Source organism: Thauera aminoaromatica S2 (assembly GCF_000310185.1).
Lineage (GTDB): Bacteria > Pseudomonadota > Gammaproteobacteria > Burkholderiales > Rhodocyclaceae > Thauera > Thauera aminoaromatica.
In genome coordinates this window covers 1-17,931 of the sequence record NZ_AMXD01000081.1, presented here as the reverse complement: position 1 = coordinate 17,931, position 17,931 = coordinate 1, and the positions used below count along the sequence as shown (strand labels likewise).

The 17,931-nt window shown below is 69.1% G+C and carries 17 protein-coding genes; 5 read left to right on the top strand and 12 right to left on the bottom strand.

Features of this window, described 5'->3' with window-relative positions; all coding sequences use genetic code 11:
• Nucleotides 1-309 precede the first annotated feature (309 nt).
• Nucleotides 310-1,650, bottom strand: a complete 1,341-nt coding sequence (locus C665_RS12730) for a ferredoxin reductase family protein (protein ID WP_012584226.1) — start codon at nucleotides 1,648-1,650, stop codon at nucleotides 310-312.
• A gap of 202 nt (nucleotides 1,651-1,852) precedes the next feature.
• Here C665_RS12730 and C665_RS12725 point away from each other — a divergent pair, with 202 nt between their 5' ends.
• Nucleotides 1,853-2,629: a polyprenyl synthetase family protein gene (locus C665_RS12725; protein WP_004312786.1), complete on the top strand. Its 777-nt coding sequence runs from the start codon at nucleotides 1,853-1,855 to the stop codon at nucleotides 2,627-2,629.
• 381 nt (nucleotides 2,630-3,010) lie between these two features.
• Here C665_RS12725 and C665_RS12720 read toward each other — a convergent pair whose 3' ends face one another.
• The 4 genes from C665_RS12720 to C665_RS12705 form a co-directional block, all read right to left on the bottom strand.
• Nucleotides 3,011-3,406, bottom strand: a complete 396-nt coding sequence (locus C665_RS12720; protein ID WP_004312784.1) for a hypothetical protein — start codon at nucleotides 3,404-3,406, stop codon at nucleotides 3,011-3,013.
• Nucleotides 3,407-3,485: 79 nt separating this feature from the next.
• Nucleotides 3,486-5,138: a 2,3-bisphosphoglycerate-independent phosphoglycerate mutase gene (gene gpmI, locus C665_RS12715; protein ID WP_004312782.1), complete on the bottom strand. Its 1,653-nt coding sequence runs from the start codon at nucleotides 5,136-5,138 to the stop codon at nucleotides 3,486-3,488.
• A gap of 181 nt (nucleotides 5,139-5,319) precedes the next feature.
• Nucleotides 5,320-5,664: a hypothetical protein gene (locus tag C665_RS12710; protein ID WP_004312780.1), complete on the bottom strand. Its 345-nt coding sequence runs from the start codon at nucleotides 5,662-5,664 to the stop codon at nucleotides 5,320-5,322.
• Between the two features lie 56 nt (nucleotides 5,665-5,720).
• Entirely contained in the window at nucleotides 5,721-6,737 is a 1,017-nt protein-coding gene (locus C665_RS12705) for a class I SAM-dependent rRNA methyltransferase (protein WP_004312778.1), read from the bottom strand.
• Nucleotides 6,738-6,979: 242 nt separating this feature from the next.
• Here C665_RS12705 and C665_RS12700 point away from each other — a divergent pair, with 242 nt between their 5' ends.
• Nucleotides 6,980-7,249, top strand: a complete 270-nt coding sequence (locus C665_RS12700) for a hypothetical protein (protein ID WP_004312777.1) — start codon at nucleotides 6,980-6,982, stop codon at nucleotides 7,247-7,249.
• A gap of 122 nt (nucleotides 7,250-7,371) precedes the next feature.
• Here C665_RS12700 and C665_RS12695 read toward each other — a convergent pair whose 3' ends face one another.
• From C665_RS12695 to C665_RS12685, 3 genes are all read right to left on the bottom strand, one after another.
• Nucleotides 7,372-8,328, bottom strand: a complete 957-nt coding sequence (locus tag C665_RS12695) for a LysR family transcriptional regulator (RefSeq protein WP_004312775.1) — start codon at nucleotides 8,326-8,328, stop codon at nucleotides 7,372-7,374.
• A gap of 34 nt (nucleotides 8,329-8,362) precedes the next feature.
• A complete protein-coding gene (locus C665_RS12690; RefSeq protein WP_004312773.1) occupies nucleotides 8,363-9,457 on the bottom strand; it encodes an FUSC family protein in 1,095 nt (364 codons plus the stop codon).
• Between the two features lie 62 nt (nucleotides 9,458-9,519).
• Nucleotides 9,520-10,173, bottom strand: a complete 654-nt coding sequence (locus C665_RS12685) for an RluA family pseudouridine synthase (protein WP_004312771.1) — start codon at nucleotides 10,171-10,173, stop codon at nucleotides 9,520-9,522.
• 226 nt (nucleotides 10,174-10,399) lie between these two features.
• Between C665_RS12685 and C665_RS12680 the strand changes: the two genes are divergently transcribed.
• Nucleotides 10,400-11,197 (top strand): PEP-CTERM sorting domain-containing protein, encoded by a 798-nt coding sequence (locus C665_RS12680; RefSeq protein WP_012584220.1) that lies wholly within the window; start codon nucleotides 10,400-10,402, stop codon nucleotides 11,195-11,197.
• 106 nt (nucleotides 11,198-11,303) lie between these two features.
• Here the strand turns inward: C665_RS12680 and C665_RS12675 are convergent, their stop codons facing one another.
• Nucleotides 11,304-12,560, bottom strand: a complete 1,257-nt coding sequence (locus C665_RS12675) for an OprD family porin (protein WP_004312768.1) — start codon at nucleotides 12,558-12,560, stop codon at nucleotides 11,304-11,306.
• A gap of 527 nt (nucleotides 12,561-13,087) precedes the next feature.
• On the opposite strand from C665_RS12675, the gene katG reads away from it, so the two are divergent.
• Nucleotides 13,088-15,262: a catalase/peroxidase HPI gene (gene katG, locus C665_RS12670; RefSeq protein ID WP_004312766.1), complete on the top strand. Its 2,175-nt coding sequence runs from the start codon at nucleotides 13,088-13,090 to the stop codon at nucleotides 15,260-15,262.
• A 374-nt stretch (nucleotides 15,263-15,636) separates the two neighbouring features.
• Here katG and C665_RS12665 read toward each other — a convergent pair whose 3' ends face one another.
• Nucleotides 15,637-16,158 (bottom strand): M48 metallopeptidase family protein, encoded by a 522-nt coding sequence (locus tag C665_RS12665; RefSeq protein WP_004312764.1) that lies wholly within the window; start codon nucleotides 16,156-16,158, stop codon nucleotides 15,637-15,639.
• Nucleotides 16,155-17,033, bottom strand: a complete 879-nt coding sequence (locus C665_RS12660; protein WP_004312762.1) for a methylated-DNA--[protein]-cysteine S-methyltransferase — start codon at nucleotides 17,031-17,033, stop codon at nucleotides 16,155-16,157. Before C665_RS12660 ends, C665_RS12665 begins: the two co-directional genes overlap by 4 nt.
• 328 nt (nucleotides 17,034-17,361) lie before the next feature.
• Here C665_RS12660 and C665_RS12655 point away from each other — a divergent pair, with 328 nt between their 5' ends.
• Nucleotides 17,362-17,676, top strand: a complete 315-nt coding sequence (locus tag C665_RS12655) for a monooxygenase (protein WP_004312760.1) — start codon at nucleotides 17,362-17,364, stop codon at nucleotides 17,674-17,676.
• Nucleotides 17,677-17,739: 63 nt separating this feature from the next.
• On the opposite strand, the gene C665_RS12650 is transcribed toward C665_RS12655, so the two are convergent.
• A partial coding sequence (locus tag C665_RS12650) for a hypothetical protein (protein WP_004312758.1) occupies nucleotides 17,740-17,931 on the bottom strand: 192 nt, incomplete at its 5' end.

Genomic DNA, 17,931 nt, shown 5'->3' with positions numbered 1-17,931 from the left:
CGAGGGCAGCCCGGGTGTGGTGAAGCGGGCCAGCCACGGCGCGATCGGCTCGAACAGCCGGCGCTCGGCGAAGGCGGCGGGGATGGCGAGGGCGTCGTTCATCTGTGGAATTGTGCCGGCTCGCGGGCGGTGCAGCCAGGGTGCGTGCCGCGGTCGGGGTTTCGAGCCTTTGGCAGGGGCGAGGCAGGTCGCGATTGCCGCGCCATTCGCAGGAGACGACGTGTCGCGTCGCGTGAGCGCTCAAATCGCGACTTGTGTCGCTCCTGTGCCAAACCCTTGGAAGTCGCCCGGGACTCCGGATCATCCGCCTCAGCGCATCTCGAACAGCTCCTGGTGGAAGCGCTCGGCGGGCAGGCCGCGGGCGGCGAGGGTGTCGCGCAGCATCGCGCCGAAGCCGGCCGGGCCGCAGAACCACACGCCGGCCTGCTTCCAGTCGGGCACGCTGCGACAGATGCCGTCGGCGTCGAGGCGGCCGTCACGTGGCGAGACCAGCACGTGCAGCTGCACCCGCGCCCGCGCGGCGAGTTCGCGCAGGCGGGCGATGAAGCCTTCGTCGGGGGCGCTGGTGCTGTAGAAGAGGTCGATCGCCGCCGCACGCCCACCCGGCCTGTCTTCCTGCGCACGCGCCTGCATGCGGGCGACGAAGGGGGTGATGCCGATGCCGCCGGCGACCCAGATCTGCCGAGCTTGGGCGCCGCCGAAGTCGAAGCGGCCGTAGGGGCCTTCGACGCGCACCGGGTCACCCAGCTTCAGCGTCGCCGGCAGGCTGCGGGTGTAGTCGCCGAGCGGCTTGATCATGAAATCCATGCGGCCGTCGCCGCCCCAGGCGGAGGAGATCGTGAAGGGGTGCGGACCCTCGCGCTCGTCGAAGGTGACGAAGGCGAACTGTCCGGCCTGGTGTCCCGGCCAAGGCGTGTCGAGGCGCAGGCCGACCTCGAGCACCTGGTTGGCGGGGTGCCGCACCACGCGCTCGATGCGGCCGTGCGCACGGCGCCCGCGGCCGATGCGGCCGGCGAGCGAGCGCAGCGCGGCCCAGCTGCCGGCGGCCATCAGCATGCCCATGACCATGCCGAGCGGCTGCGTCCAGTAGGCGAAGGGCAGCAGCACCACGCCATGCACGACCAGTGCGAGGTACACCGCCGCCATCACGCGGTGGGTCTGCACGAAACGGCGGTAGGGGAAGCGCTTGATCAGCGCGATCGCGGCGAGCACGGCGAAGAGGTAGAAGGCCCACTCGCCGATGGTTTCGGCGAGGCCGCGCTGCTCCTGGAAGAAGCGGAAGAGCTCGACGGTCTGCTCGGGGCGCGGGCCGCGCGCGGGTTTCTGCAGCCAGCCCCAGCCGACCGCCCACTTGGTGCCCTTGGCCCACAGCCAGTGCACCACGCCGACCGACAGGCCGGCGATGCCCAGCCACTTGTGCAGCCGGTAGGCCTTGTCCATGCCGCCGAGCAGCGGCTCGAGCGCGGCCGGGCGCAGGGCGAGGATCATCGCGATGCTCATCGCGCCCATGGCGAGCACGCCGGTGTAGTTGACCGCGAGCGTGCGCAGCGCGAAGTAGGTGTCGCCCTGGACCAGCAGTGGATCGGCCCACCACCACAGCAGGCTGAGGGTGGCGAGGACGAGGAGGAGTGCGAGTTTGATGTTCTTCATGATGGCTCCCTTCGAGCGGAATGCGGCCGCCATGAGGCAGCGGATCCCATGCGGGAAATTGTGCGCCACAGCATGTGTCCGCCTTGTACCGGCTTGTAGCCCGCGCGGGCGCCTGCGGCTGGTCAGCGTGGCGGCGCGCCTATAGACTCGCGGGCGAACCTCGACCGGCCGCCGTTTGCGGCCACCGCACGGCACCCCGAACATGTTCCAGCACTCCGCCCCCTCCCCCGCCTGGCTCCAGCACGACATGGAGCGGGTCGACGCGATCATCCGCGCGCACATGAACAACGACGTGGCGCTGATCCGCCAGGTCGTCGAGTTCATCCTGCACGGTGCCGAGCGCCGGCGGCCGGCGCTGGTTCTGGCGAGCGCGCGCGCCCTCGGTCACGGCGGCGAGCGCCCGCACGCGCTGGCGGCGGCGGTGGAGCTGATCCACATCTCGCTCGCGCTGCACGACGACGTCACCGAGGCGAGCGGCGGCGCGGCCGACGGCGAGCGCGAGGGAGCGCTGTTCGGCAACGCCGGCAACATCCTGCTCGGCGACCTGCTCTACACCAGCGCCTTCCGCATGATCGTGGACCTCGGCGACATGGAGGTGATGCGGGTGCTGTCCGATGCGACCAACGTGATCGCCGAGGGTGAGGTGGCGTACCGTGAGTTGCTCGCCGCGCCGGCGTCCCGTACGCCGGAGGCCTGGCTGGACATCGCGCGCAGGCGGCGCGCAAAGCTCTTCGAGGCGGGCGCGGAGTGCATGGCGATCGTGCACGGCGCCGATCCGGCCGCGCGTTCGGCGCTGGCGCGCTTCGGCCTGCATGTGGGCAGCGCGCATGCGCTGCGCAGCGAGGCGGAGGACGCGGCGCGCTTCGGCGTCGCCGACGCGCAGGCGCGTGCGCAGGCGGAGATCGAGGCGGCGCGGGCGGTCGCCGACGGGCTGGCGCTGGCGAACGCCGCCGCGTTGGGCGTGGTGGTCGAGGGTTGAGCGCGGGATCCCTGCCCAAGGCCTCGCGTTGACATGGGTTCGATCGCCTGCGGATGGCTTGTCGCGGGCTGTCTGCGGGAGCGACGCAAGTCGCGATTACGGCGGTCGCGATTCGACGACGCCCGTCGCCACCACATCGTCCGGATCGCGACTTGCGTCGCTCCTACACGGACCAGCGCGGTCTCTCGAGCTTTCGTAGGCGCGACGCAAGTCGCGATTACGGCGGTCGCGATTCGACGACGCCCGTCGCCACCACGTCGTCCGGATCGCGACTTGCGTCGCTCCTACACGGACCAGCGCGGTCTCTCGAGCGTTTGTAGGAGCGACGCAAGTCGCGATTGTGGCGGGTAGGCTCGGACTCCGGCTGTCGTCACCGTGCCATCAGGCCGCCCGGCACTCGTTGGCCAGCGGCTTGTGCGTGCGGCCGTCGAGCAGCAGGCCCTTCCACGGCAGGTCGATCCAGACCAGGCCGCTGGCGCCGTCCTCGAAGCGCGGTAGGCCGGAATACGACAGGTCGCGCTCGAGCTGGTACTGGCTGCCGTTCCAGCCGAGCTGGATACGGTTGTTCACCGCGTTGGCGAGCTCGCGGCGGATCTGCAGGCGTTCGCCGCGCTCGCAGCGGTATTCGCCGCTGGGGAGGGCGAACTCGAACTGGCCGGTCTGCTGGGTCACGCCCGGGGCGACCTCGGTCTTCTGCGGGAGCAGGCCGCATGCGCCCGTCGCGAGGGCGGCGACGAAGAGGAGTGCGCCCGAGGCCGCACGCACGGGCTTCTTCATGCTTCGCATCGAACCGGCTCCAAAGAAAAGACTCCGACCACGAAGCCGGGGAAGGGGCGGCGCCCGGTGGCCGTAGCCATCACTTCACCTCCAGCAGGCTGTCGTCCCACTTGTCGTGCTTGTGCAGGCCGAGCAGGTTGGCCACCGTGGCGGCGATGTTCGACAGGCCGGCGGTCTCGAGCGGCTTCAGGCCGAGTTTGCCGCCGCTGACGTTGTCGTAGAGGATCAGCGGCACCGGGTTGAGCGTGTGCGCGGTCTTGGCCTTGTAGCTGCCGTCCTTGTTCTGCGCCGGCTGCCTGGTCTTCTTGTCGAGCTCGAACATCTCGTCGGCATTGCCGTGGTCGGCGGTGATCAGTGCCACCCCGCCGGCGGCGTCGATCGCCGGCAGCAGGCGCGCGAGCGCCAGGTCCACCGCCTCGATCGCCATGGTCGCGGCGCGGAAGTTGCCGGTGTGGCCGACCATGTCCCCGTTGGCGTAGTTGCAGCGCAGCACCTTGAACCGGCCGGACTGCAGCGCGGCGATCATCGCGTCGGTGATCTCGGCTGCCTTCATCCACGGGCGCTGCTCGAAGGGCACGACGTCGCTGGGGACTTCCTGCCAGGTTTCGCCGTCGAACTTGTTCGAGCGGTTGCCGTTCCAGAAGTAGGTGACGTGGCCGAACTTCTGCGTCTCGGAGCAGGCGAACTGGGCGAGGCCGGACTTGCTGAACCACTCGCTGGAGGTGTCCTTGATCGCCGGCGGGGCAACCAGGAAACGTTTGGGCAGTTGCAGGTCGCCGTCGTACTGCAGCATGCCGGCGTAGGTCGTGCGCGGATGGCGCACGCGGTCGAATGCGGTGAAGTGCTCTTCGACGAAGGCGCGCGTGATCTCGATCGCGCGGTCGCCGCGGAAGTTGTAGAACACGACCGCATCGCCGTCCTCGATGGTGCCGATCGGCCTGCCATCCTCGGCAACGATGAACTCGGGCAGGTCCTGGTCGATGGTGCCGGGGTGCTTCTCGCGCAGGCCGTGCACCGCGTCGGTGGCGCTGGCGAACTGCGGGCCTTCGCCCAGCACGTGGGTGCGCCAGCCGCGTGCCACCATCGGCCAGTTGGCGTCGTAGCGGTCCATGGTGATGGTCTGGCGGCCGCCGCCGGAGGCGATGCGGGCGTCGAAGCCGGCAGTGCTGATGTCCTTCAGGAAGGCCTCGAAGGGCACGACGTAGTCGAGCGCGCTGGTCTCGGGCACGTCGCGGCCGTCGAGCAGGGCGTGGATGCGTACCGTGGGCACGCCCTCCTCCTTCGCGCGCAGCACCATCGCCTTGAGATGGTCGATGTGGCTGTGCACGTTGCCGTCGGAGAACAGGCCGATGAAGTGGAGCACCCCTGCTTTTCCGTTGGCTCCCGTCTTGGCGCCGGCGACGATCTGCTGCCAGGCCTCGCCCTGCCAGATCGCGCCTTCGGCGATCGCGTTGGCGACCAGTGCCGCGCCCTGCGCATACACCTGGCCGGCGCCGATGGCGTTGTGGCCGACCTCGGAGTTGCCCATGTCGTCGTCCGACGGCATGCCCACCGCGGTGCCGTGGGCGCGCAGCACGATGTTGGGGTACTGGGAGAACAGGCGGTCGAGCGTGGGCTTGCGCGCGGCGTCGATGGCGCTGCCGACCTCGTGCTTGGGAATGCCGTAGCCGTCCATCACGATGACGACGACAGGGCCCTGGACGCCGGCGAAGGCGGGGAATTTCTGCAGCATGGTCGCTTCCTGAAGGAGAAATCCGGGGCCGGCGGGGCAGCGGGGCTGCGGACCGGCCAAAACCGTATTTTCCGTCAAATCCGCGGCGGATTTTCATGCGCGTTGTTTATCGGCCCAATGACTTCTTTCCGCGCACCTCCCGCGCCGAGACCGCATGCGGCGCGATCGGGATCCGCAAGGCTCAGGCTTCGGGCTGGCGGCGCTGCTCGGCCTCGAGCCACAGCGCGCGGCCGAAGGCCTTCCAGACCGGTCCGCCATGGCTCTCGATGCCGACGCCGGCGCTCTCTTCCATCGTGCGCAGCATCAGGCTGGCGAGGCCGAAGAGCGTCACCTTCGCCCCCAGCTCGTGGTCGTCCGGGCTGGCCGCGGCCTCGCGGATCCTGTCCTGGGAGTGGTCCAGCGCCTCGCGCGCGAGCGCCCTCACCTGGGCCTCGTCGGACCAGTCGATGCCGAGCGCGACGCCCATGTGCTCGATCTCGTCCTCGATCTTGCGGGTGGCTTCCTGATAGTTCTCGAATCCTGCCATGACCTCTCCTGGGGCGTATCCGGTGGATGGGCGGTGGCGGCGTGCCGGCGCCTTGCTCAAACGCGCAGCAGCACCACCTTCAGCGGCGGGTTGTCGTCGCGGCTGGGAAAGTCCGCCTCGGGGCTGATCCATTCGGCCTCACGCACCGCACGGCCCGCCTTGCGGGCGCTGCGCTCGAGCTGCTCGAGCCAGTCCTCGCGATCCACGCGGGCGACGTTATTGCAGCAGATCAGGGTGCCGCCCTCTTCCGTGGCGAGCAGCGCGGGCTTGAACAGCGCGGCGTAGTCGTGCACCAGGTCGACCACGCCGAAGGGGCTCTTGGCGTAGCGCGGGGGATCGAGGAAGACGAGGTCGAAGCGGTGCGGCGCGAGCTCGGGGAAGGGCGGCAGGTGCTTGCCGCGCACCATCTTCGGCTGGCCGATGCCGGCGTACTGGCGCAGCGCGGCGAAGGCGTCGGACTTGATGAAGCGCACCCGGATCGGCAGCTCGTTGAGGCGTGCGTTGTCCTTGCCGACCGCGAGGGCGGACTCGGCGAAGTCCACATTCACCACGTGGCGCGCGCCGGCCTTGGCCGCGGCGATGCCGACGCCGCAGGTGTACGCGAACACGTTGAGCAGGGACTTGCCCGCGGCCTCCTGCATGACGCGGCGGCGCGCGGCGCGCAGGTCGAGAAACAGCCAGGGGTCCTGCCCGCCATGGCGGGCCTGGAAGCGGTAGCGCACGCCGAGCTCGGAAAACTCCGAAGGCTGCTCGGCGAGGGCCTGTTGTTCGGGCGGAAGGGGATTGGCGACGCGCGAGTTCTTGCCGCTGCGGTCGTTCCACACCAGCGCCAGGCCGGGCAGGGCGGAGGCGTAGAAGGCCTCGAGCTCGGCCAGCTGCTCGGCGCTGAGCGGGCGATGGAAGGTCTGCGCCAGCAGCACGCTGCCGTAGCGGTCGACCGTGAGGCCGGGCGCGCCCTCGACGGTGCCGTGGAAGAGGCGCCAGGCGTCGGTGTCTTCGGCAGCCAGCTGGGCGATCAGCGGGGCTCGGGCGGCAAGCGCGGTCGAGAGCAGGTCGGTGAGGGTGGAGGACATGGCGGGTTCCTGCGCGGGGCGCGCCAGTATGCCCGAAGCGCGCCGGCCCGGGCTGGCGCCTGTCCTGCCCCGCGGGCAGTGCGACCAGCGGGCGTCGTCCCGCGTAAACAAAAACCTTACACCCACGGAAATGCCTGTCTATTCGGACGGTCCATCGTCCCATAAGATTTGTGCACTGCAAGAGGCGTGCAACCAGGCTCACCGGCGCGCGGCCTTCGACGAAATTCACAGGAGTTCTCACCATGCAAGCCCCCAAAATTCTGCCCTGGGTTGCCCGCAAGGCCGGCATCAGTGAAGGTGATGCCCTCGATGCCTGGCGACGCGCCTTGGTCGATGCGGCCGCGTACGTCGGCGTGCGCAGCGGCGCGACCTTCGATCGCGTTGCGGTCGATCGCTTCGTCGCCCTCGCCCATGCCCGCGCTTCCGTCCTGTCGGCACGCGCCGCGCGCCCGGCGCCCAGCGTGACCCGGCGGTGGCCGCCGGGCGCGGTCGCGCAACGCTGCGCCGCCTGAGCTGCAAGCGCGTGGCGTGGTGCCACGCGACCGCCTGCAAATCCTTTCTGGTCTCCCTCCTCCACTTCAATGTGGTTCATGCCCGCAGCTTGCGGGCATTTTTTTGGTTTCTTCCCGGCGGATCATGCGTCGGGCGCCCGCTCGACCGAGTTCATGATGCGCTTGAGCGCGGGATCGTCGGTGGCCACGCAGGTCCGGGTGGCGTCCTCGAAGCAGTCGATGAACAACTGCCCCGCCGCGCTCAGCGTGTCGTTGCGGCGGACGATGATGGCGGTGTGCATTTCGGGCAGCGGGTTGCGGATCGGCAGGGCCTGCACGCGCCCGCGCAGCAGCGGGGTCTCGAGCAGGGGCCAGGGGCAGATGGTGAGCATGTTGCCGACCTCGAGCATGCTGATGGCGACCAGCGCCGAGCGCGCGTAATGCACACGGTGCGGCGGCGGCGCGATGCCGTGGGGGGCGAGCAGGTTGACCAGCGGCTCGTCCTGGCCGGCGCCGAGCATCGTCAGCACCCAGTCCTGGTCGACGAGCTCCTCGAGCGAAGTGGCGCTGGCAAAGGGATGGCCGAGGCGGCCGACGACAGCCAGATCGCAGCGGAACAGCTCGCGCGTGTAGAAGATCGACTCCTCCTGGCGTGGTGGCGGGATCGCGATCACCAGGTCGAGGGTGCCGTCGCGCAGCAGCGGATGGACCGTGCCCACCGCCTCGGTGACGTCCAGGTGCACGTCCGGGCGCAGGGCGTGGAAGCGGGCCAGGGCGTGGGGCAGGATGGACTGCGCGACCCAGGGCGTGACCCCGATCGTCAGCGAGCCACCGGTTGCGCCGCGGATCTGTGCGATCTCGGCTTCGGCGCGGCTGACCTGGCCAAGGATCAGGCGGGCGTGGATGAGGAACTGTCGTCCGGCGTAGCTCAGCACCGCGCCGTGCGACTCGCGCGTGAACAGCGGCGTCCCCATCGCCGTCTCGAGTTCGCGCAGGGCCTGGCTGACGGCGGCAGCCGAGACCCCGAGTGCCGTTGCGGCCGCGCGCACGCTGCCCTTGTCGGCCACGGCGAGGAAATAGCGCAACTGGTTGATTTTCATCGGTGCTGGCGGTCCGGCTACGGGCTGAAGCCGGTCAGGATGGCGGCTGGCGTGGGATCAGCCGGCGCATCGGGTTGCCGAAGAGCGTGCGGAAGCGCGCGCTGTGCAGGCAGATGCCGCCCACCAGACCGACGACGCAGCCGAGCAGGGTGTCGATGAAGCGCGACGCGATCAGCTCGGCGAGCGGCGCGTGGCCCAGGGTGGCGGCCTCGGCGAGCAGGATGGTGAGCGGGGTGATGAAGATCACCGCGAGGCCGTAGTGGCGCACCACCAGGCTCTCGATCACGAAGACGAGCAGGATCACCAGCAGCGCGATCCGCCACGCGTCGAGCGGCAGGCTCAGCAGCCACCAGGCGAAGAGCATGCCGATGGCGGTGCCGAGCACGCGCTGGAGCTGGCGGTTCCACACCGCGCGCAGCGACACGCCCTGGATCACCGCCAGGCAGCTCACCGGCACCCAGTAGGGGCGGTCGAGCTGCAGCGCCTGGGCGATCGCCAGCGCCAGGCCGACGAAGGCGCCGATCACCACCGAATCGAAGACGACGAAGTCGAAGGTCGGCGGCTGCAGCGGCGGCACCGCATCGGCCGGCTGCAGGCGCAGGACCTGGAGGCTGTAGACGAAGGCGATCAGGCTCGCGAGCAGGGCGCCCATGGTGAACAGGCCCACGCGCAGCGGGATCTCCTCCACCGTGCCGGGCGTGTAGGCGCCGATCGCCGCCGCCATGACGAAGAACAGGCTGCCCGGGGGGCCGACGCGATAGAAGCGGCACACCATGGTCACCAGCATCGCGATCAACGCCAGCACGCCCACCTTGGCCAGCGGCAGGAAATGCGTCATCAGCCCGAGCGCATAGCTCGCCGCCATGCCGAAGGCGCAGGCCATCAGCCACACCATGCGGTGCGACATCGGCGTGTTGGGGAGGTAGAGGAGCGCGAGCCCGCCGATCGAAGAGATCAGTCCGTATTCGAGATGGCCGAACCATGCCCCCACCATCAGCGGCAGGCCGGAGGCCAACGCGGCGGCGAAGGCCAGTTGCCAGCGCCGGGTGCTGGGGGTGAACGCGGTGAGGTGGTGCCACTCGGCGCGCAGCAGGTCTGCGACGCGTTGCAGGGGGGAGCGGGTCGTCATGCGGTTCTCACGGTCGAGGGCTCGATGCAGTGCTCGCGTGGGGGCGGCCTGCACCATGGGCTTCAGAACGGCGCCGGGCTGTCGAACACCATCGGCACGCGCGTGTGTGGATGCATGAAGGCGATGCGGGCGGCGTGCAGGTGCATGCGGCCGAAGCGGGCGGCGGACTCGGGCGGAGCATAGAGCGGATCGCCGAAGATGGGGTGGCCGAGGCAGAGCAGATGCACGCGCAGCTGGTGCGCGCGCCCGGTGACCGGCTTGAGCTCCAGGCGGCTGCAGGCGTCGGCGCCCGCCCCTTGGCGATCGAGCACGCGATAGCGCGTGAGCGCGCGCCGGCCGCGCAGCGCATCGACGATCTGGCGGGGCCGGTTGTCCGCATCCTCGGCCAGCGGCAGGTCGATCTCGCCGTCGTCCTGGGCGAGATGGCCGTGCACCACGGCCACGTACTGCTTGCCGACGATGCGCTGCTCGAAGGCGAGGCTCATGCGCCGCAGCATCTCCGCGCCGCGCGCGAACAGCACCAGGCCGGAGGTGGCGGCGTCGAGCCGATGCACGATGCGGGCGTCGGCCCAGCGCGCCTGGATCCGCGCCGCCAGACAATCCTGCCGGCCTTCCCCGCCCGCGGGGACGGAGAGCAGGCCGGCAGGCTTGTCGACGACGAGGAGGCACTCGTCGACGTGGAGGGCGGGGATCGAGGGATGGATTTCGGGCCGCATGGGGATGTTTTCAGGCGAGGTGTGCTGACGGGGCCGCGCTTCCTTTGCCCGGGATGGGCGGTGTCGGCAATCTTTACACGCCTGTGGGCCCGATACGCGTCCGACTTTTCCGACAAGCCCGCAAGTTTCTGTTATCAAGGGCAAATTCGGCATTTTTGCAAGGCTGGCACGGATCTCGCTTCGGTCGAGACGGCTCGGCGTCGCCGAGATTGATTGAGAGACGGACATGAAAACAAGGACACGGACGAGTTGCAAGGCCGGCGTGCTGGCGCTGGCTCTGGCGCTGAGCGCCGGCGGCGCCTCGGCGGCGCAGATCTACTGGACGGACTGGACCGGAAGCGACCTGGATCCGGGTGTCGGCTTCAAGGGCGTGGGCACGATCACGACGTCGAATTCGACGGTCTCCGTGACCTACACGAACCCGCAGGGGATCAGCTTCTACGAGACGGGCGGGGGCACCTACTATTACAGCAACGGCACGGATGGCCCGACCGGCACCTCGCCGTTCACGAGTACTGCGGTCGACAACCGGCCGGCCACGACCGACATCGTTGCACTGAACCGCGCAGGCCTGCAGACGCTGAGCTTCTCGCAGGCGATCGCGAATCCGGTGTTCGCCTATGTGAGCCTCAACGGCAACGGCTACGGCTTCGACCAGGACTTCGACATCCTCAGCTTCGGCGATTCCAGTGACGGCAACGCCTGCGGCTACTGGGGATGCGGAACCTCGTACAAGCAGATGGTGACGGTCAACGGCAAGACCGAGTACCAGTTGCTGGGCACGGGCGAACCGCACGGCACGCTGCAGTTCAAGGGCACGTTCGACACCGTGAACTGGCGCAGCCTCAGCGACGAAAACTGGAACGGCTTCACGGTGGGCGTGCAGGGGACCGCGGTCGAGTTTTGCGACGCGAACCCGACGGCACCCGGCTGCACGCCGAACGGCGTACCGGAGCCCGCCTCGCTCGCGCTGCTCGGCCTGGGGCTCGCCGGGCTTGGTGTAGCGCGCAGGCGCAGGGCTTGAGGCGGGGGGCGCGATCCCCGCAAAAAAGGAACGGGAGCCGATGGCTCCCGTTTGTTCTTGTGCGCACCGGATCGGGGGATGCCCGGACCGGTGCGCATCGCGTGGATCAGAACACGCTGAAGGGGTAGTCGAGGAAGATGCGGACTTCGTTGCCGCTGCTGTTGTAGGCGCGGGCGCTCTCCGAGACGCGCAGCGTCGAGGCGCGCAGGCGGACGTTCAGATCCTTGGCGGCGCCGCTCTGCACCTTGTACGACAGCTGGTTGAAGAGCTCGTGCTCCTTGCCATCCGTGGTCGTGCCGACGTCGATGTCGTGGCCGCGGACGTAGGCGATGCGGTAGCTCAGGCCGGGGATGCCGTACTCGGCGAAGTCGACCGAGTAAGCCACCTGCCAGGACTGCTCGTCCGCAGCGTTGAAGTCGGACCAGTAGGAGTTGGCCAGCCAGATCGAGCCGCCGCCGTCACCGATCCATCCCTCGCTCTGGTAGAAGCCGTAGTTGTAGTCGATGTCGCCATTGTTGCGCTGGTAGGCCAGCGTGAAGGCATGCGGGCCGGTCGCGTAGGTCGAGGCCAGGCTCCAGATGCGGCTCTTGCCGGGCTGGAAGTCGGCGTCCTGCTTGGTGCGGTAGCCGTTGAAGTCGAAGGTCAGCGAGTTGCTGGCGATCGGCAGCACATAGTTCAGGTTGAGGTACTGGCGCTTGAGCACGTCCTCGACGTCCGAGGCGTAGAACGCGCCGCTGAAGGCGTCGTTGAACTTGTAGCTCGCGCCGATCACGTCAATGCCCTTCAGGCCACCGCTGTCACGACCCTCGTCGCTCTTGCGCGACTGGGCGTGGAAGGTGCCGGCATTGAATTCCAGGCCTTCGATCTCGGTCGAGGTCAGCATGGTGCCGGTATAGCTCTCGGGCAGCAGGCGGGAGTTGTCGTGGCTCAGCACCGGCAGGTTGGGGCGCAGGTCGCCGTAAGCGAGCACGGTGTTCGAGAAGCGCAGCTTGAGGGAGGCGCCACCCTTTGCCACATCCTTCTCCGGCATGCCGGTGCTGTCCTGCTTGAAGAAGTCGATCCCCCAGTTGCCTGCGCGGTCGCGGGAGCCATCGAGGCGAACCGCATAGGCGGCAAATGCGTCCACACCGAATCCGACCGTGCCCTGTGTGAAGCCCGACTCGAAGTTCGCGATCGCACCCTGGCCCCATTCGCCACTGTCGTGGCGGCCGCCCTTGTAATCACGATTGATGAACGCGTTACGCAGCAGCACGTTCAGCGAGCTGTCCTCCACGAGACCCTTCGCCTCGGCCTGCCCGGCGGCGAATGCGGGCGTCGCGCTCGCGAGCCCAAGAACGATCAAACCTGCCAACTTCTTCGACATGTTGCTTTCCTCGATGGTGTCCGTTGTCTTTTCCAGCCTGCCGGCGGGTCGTGCCCGCGGGAGAGGGGGCGCGATTCTCGCATTTCCGGCGCGAAGCGGTGCGGCGGGTTGCAGGAAAATGACAGTCCCTGGCCGAACAAGGTTGGCGACCCCGGAGTGTCGGGTTTTCTTACACCCGGCTATGGAGAAAACTGCTCGAACTGGGTAGCCAGGCTGGGTTTCGTGCGCGCGACCGGCAGGGCGTTCGCACCTCTGCTGGACGATGTGGAGCCGCATGAGCGGAACGCGTTCCGCAGGCCAGCCGGATAAATTTTATTGTGCACCGCAACGTCGGAAGATAGCCTCCGTCAATTCTCTCCATTGCTTCCAAAGCGCCCGATCTTTGCTAGTCTGAGCCTGTCAGCAGCGGTTTTCGGCCGTTTCCGGCCTTGTTCCGCGATCGTGGAGCGAGCTTCGGAAGCGGTTTTCTGCGAGGCGCGACCGCCCCTCGCAATCAGTCTGCGTAGCAGTCACAGAGGGAGAATCAGATGAGCGAGAACAGCACGAACACCGCCGGCAAGTGCCCGGTGATGCATGGCGGCAATACCGCCGCCAAGGATGCGGTGATGGCGTGGTGGCCCAAGGCGCTGAACCTGGACATCCTCCATCAGCACGACCGCAAGACCAACCCGCTCGGCCCGGGCTTCGACTATCGCGAAGAGCTGAAGAAGCTCGACGTCGACGCGCTCAAGAACGACCTCAAGGCGCTGATGACCGACAGCCAGGAATGGTGGCCGGCCGACTGGGGCCACTACGGCGGCCTGATGATCCGCATGGCCTGGCACGCCGCCGGCACCTACCGCATCGCCGACGGTCGTGGCGGCGGCGGCACCGGCAACCAGCGTTTCGCGCCGCTGAACTCCTGGCCCGACAACGGCAACCTCGACAAGGCGCGCCGCCTGCTGTGGCCGATCAAGAAGAAGTATGGCAACAAGATCAGCTGGGCCGACCTCATCATCCTCGCCGGCAACATGGCCTACGAGTCGATGGGCTTCAAGACTTTCGGCTTCGCCTTCGGTCGCGAAGACATCTGGCATCCCGAGAAGGACATCTACTGGGGCTCCGAGAAGGAATGGCTCGCCCCCAGCGGCAGCGAGGGCTCGCGCTACTCCGGCCAACGCGACCTCGAGAATCCGCTCGCCGCGGTGATGATGGGCCTGATCTATGTGAACCCGGAGGGCGTCGACGGCAAGCCCGACCCGATCAAGACCGCCCACGACATGCGCGTGACCTTCGCCCGCATGGCGATGAACGACGAGGAAACCGTGGCGCTCACCGCCGGCGGCCACACCGTCGGCAAGGCGCACGGCAACGGTAGCGCCGCCGTCCTCGGCCCCGCGCCCGAAGGTGCGGATCTCGAGGAGCAGGGCTTCGGCTGGATGAACCACACCACCCGCGGCATCGGTCGTGACACCGTGACCAGCGGCATCGAGGGCGCGTGGACCTCGCATCCGACCAAGTGGGACAACGGCTACTTCGACATGCTGTTCAAGCACGACTGGTGGCTGCAGAAGTCGCCCGCCGGTGCCTGGCAATGGGAGCCGGTGAACATCGCCGAGGAAGACATGCCGGTGGACGTGGAAGACCCGTCGATCCGCCGCAAGCCGATGATGACCGACGCCGACATGGCGCTGCGATTCGACCCGGCGTACCGCAAGATCGCAGAGCGCTTCCGCAACGACCAGGCCTACTTCGAGGACGTCTTCGCGCGCGCCTGGTTCAAGCTCACCCACCGCGACATGGGCCCGAAGGCGCGCTACCTCGGTCCCGACGTGCCTGCCGAAGACCTGATCTGGCAGGACCCGGTGCCCGCCGGCAACAAGACCTACGACGTCGCCGCGGTGAAGGCGAGGATCGCCGCCGCCGGCCTGTCGGTCGGCGACATGGTCGCCACCGCCTGGGACAGCGCACGCACCTTCCGCGGCTCGGATTACCGCGGCGGCGCCAATGGCGCCCGCATCCGCCTCGCCCCGCAAAAGGACTGGGAAGGCAACGAACCGGCGCGGCTGGCCAGGGTGCTGGCGGCCTACGAGAAGATCGCCGCCGAGACCGGCGCCAGCATCGCGGACGTGATCGTGCTCGGCGGCAACGTCGGCCTGGAGCAGGCGATCAAGGCCGCCGGCTTCAATGTCGAGGTGCCCTTCGCCCCGGGTCGAGGCGACGCCAGCCAGGCGCAGACGGACGTCGAGTCCTTCGAGGTGCTGGAGCCTGTGCATGACGGCTTCCGCAACTGGCAGAAGAAGGACTATGTGGTCCAGCCCGAGGAAATGCTGCTCGACCGCGCCCAACTGCTCGGCCTGACCGCGCCCGAGATGACCGTGCTGGTCGGCGGCCTGCGCGTGCTCGGCACCAACCACGGCGGCAGCGGGCACGGCGTGTTCACCGACCGCGTCGGCGCGCTGACCAACGACTTCTTCGTCAATCTGACCGACATGTCCTACAGCTGGAAGCCCACCGGGCGCAACAGCTACGACATCGTCGAGCGCAAGAGCGGCGCGAAGAAGTGGACTGCGACCCGCGTCGATCTGGTGTTCGGCTCCAATTCCATCCTGCGCGCCTACGCCGAGGTGTATGCCCAGGACGACAATCAGGAGAAGTTCGTGCGCGACTTCGTCGCCGCGTGGACCAAGGTCATGAACGCGGATCGTTTCGACCTGCGCTGACGCGGTTCCCGCCTGCAGCACCCTCCCGCCCACACCGTGCAGCCGCGCGGTGTGGGCGGTTTCGTTCGGGGACGGCCGGGATGTGCCCCTCGCCACGCCGTGTCGAGCCGTGCCGGCCGATCGCGACTCGCGTCGCTCCCACGGAAAACCGCCGTGCAGGCCGATCGCGACTTGCGTCGCTCCTACGGAAAACCGCCGCGCCGGCCGATCGCGACTCGCGTCGCTCCTACGGAAAACCGCCGCGCCGGCCGATCGCGACTTGCGTCGCTCCTACGGATAGCCGCCGTGCTTCCGCCGTGCCCGGTGGGAGCGACGCAAGTCGCGATCGTGCGGTGCGGCCGCGACGCGCGCTGCGTATCTGGACTCCGGCATCCCTACGCCCCCCACAGCGCCTCGCCGCCCGCGTCGCGGTAGCTCAGGTAGGCGCGCAGGTCGAACTCGTACTGGTGGTAGTCGGGCTCCATGTGCAGGCAGAGCTGGTAGAAGGCCTTGTCGTGCTCGCGCACGCGCAGGTGGGCGAGTTCGTGCACCACGATCATGCGCAGGAAGGCCTCCGGCGCGGCGCGGAACAGCGTGGCGATGCGGATCTCGCGCTTGGCCTGGAGGCGCGAACCCTGCACGCGCGAGATCGCGGTGTGGGTGCCGAGCGCGTTGCGGATCACATGCAGGGTGTTGTCGAAGCGCACCTTGGCGAGTGGCGGCGTGCTGCGCAGGTGGGCGGCCTTGAGCGCCTGCACGTAGTCGTGGAGCGCGCTGTCCGAACGCACCGCGTGCCCCTGCGGGTAGCGTCGGCGCAGCGCGTCGGCCAGTCCGCCCTGCTCGATCAGCGTTCTCACCTGATGCACCAGCGCCGGTGGGTAGCCGGCCAGGTAGTCGGGGCTGCGCCGCGTGTTCAAGTGGCCTCCCAGGCCAGCATCGCCAGCTTGCGCTCGCGGCCCCAGCGGAACTCGCCCGCGTCGCCGTCCGCGCGGATCAGGCGATGGCAGGGGACGAGGTAGCCGAGCGTGTTGGCCGCGATCGCGCTGCCGACGCTGCGCGGTGCAGCCGGCATGCCGAGCAGGGTGGCGAGCTGGCGGTAGGACATCAGGCGGCCGGGCGGGATGCGCATGAGGGCGGACCAGACGCGGACCTGGAAGGGCGTGCCGCGCAGGATCAGGTGAACGCCGCCTGGGGCGGGGTTCGCCGCTTCGGCGGGCCCGGAAGCCCCGGTGGCTGCAGCCACCGGGGTGAAAGGCGCGCGCGACGGGAAGATCCGCTGCGCCAGGCGGTGTGCGTGCGCATCGTCGCGCACCAGCGCGGCGGCGGACCAGAGGCTGCGTAGCTCGACGAGCAGGGCCGCCTCGTCACGACAGCGAAAGGCGAGATGGCACACGCCGCGGGTGGTCCACGCCAGCAGCGCGTCGCCGAAGGGCGTGGCTGCAAGGCCGTGGCCGAGTGCGACGGTGCGCCCTGAGGCGGGGGGCATCGGCTCCCAGGTGAGCGGCACGGCGCGGGCCAGGTCCGACGGTGCGGGATCGCCGGCGTCGCGCTCCGGGAGCCGCTCCGGCGTCGGCGACAGGCGCTCGCGTGCATACGCCCGCCCCAGGCAGTGCAGGAAGCGCTCGGGCTTGATCCCCGCCCATTCCGCGAGCACCTGCTGCCACTGCCCGAGATCGAGGCCAAGCGCCTCCGCGACCGCCCCGGACGGTGGCGTGTGGCGGGGGCGGGCGCGCACGAAGGCGATCGCGCGGGCGATGGTGTCGTAGTGCAGGGCAGCGGAGTCGGTGGACATGGCGGGTGCGGGTGTGATGGGTGACAAGGCGGGGTGGCCTTGCGGTCGACAATGGTAGCCGGCCTGGCCGGCGAGGCTTGTGCAGGACGCGCTGCTATCGCGACTGGCGTCGCTCCTGCGGGCGCTCCGGAAACCTGCCCGGTTTTCCATAGGAGACGCAAGTCGCGATGTGTCGGTTCGTTTGGCGCCGCGACCGGATACCTGCGCCGCGACGGTAGAATGGCCGATGAGTCCGGAGCCGTCCCGAACCGTGCGAACGCCGCGGTCCACCCTCCCGGCGCGACCCGGCTTGCCTTCCGTTCCGACCCCGACGCACAGGAGATCGCGCGTGCCCATCCTTCTTCAAGTCGATTTTCCCTATGCCGGCCCCTGGGGCGAGGACATGGCGCAGGCCATGCGGGGCCTGGCGGAGTCCATCGCGCAGGAGCCCGGGCTGCTGTGGAAGATCTGGACCGAGAACCGCGACAGCGGCGAGGCGGGCGGGATCTACCTGTTCGCCGACCGCGCCGACGCCGAGCGCTACCTGGAGATGCACCGCGCGCGCCTGTTCGGCTTCGGCGTGCCCGAGGTGCATGCGAAGCTGTTCGAGGTCAACGCGCCGCTGTCGGCGATCGACCGCGCGCCGCTCGCCGGCCTGCAGTGACCGGATGGGCGCCGTCGGCATCGAGCCGGCGACGGCGCGCCCTCCTCCGCCCACCGCGCAGCGCTACAGCAGCCGCAAGCCCGGCGGCAGCGCTTCGCCGAAGCTGCGGCGGCGGTCGGCGTCGTCGAGGCTGACGACCTCGCGCACCATGGTGATCCAGCTCTGCGGGGCGCGGAGGGCGGCGAGGCGGCGCGCGACCTCGTCGCGCAGTTCGGGCGCGAGGTCGCGCGCGCGGTCGCCGGTGAGGCGGGCGAG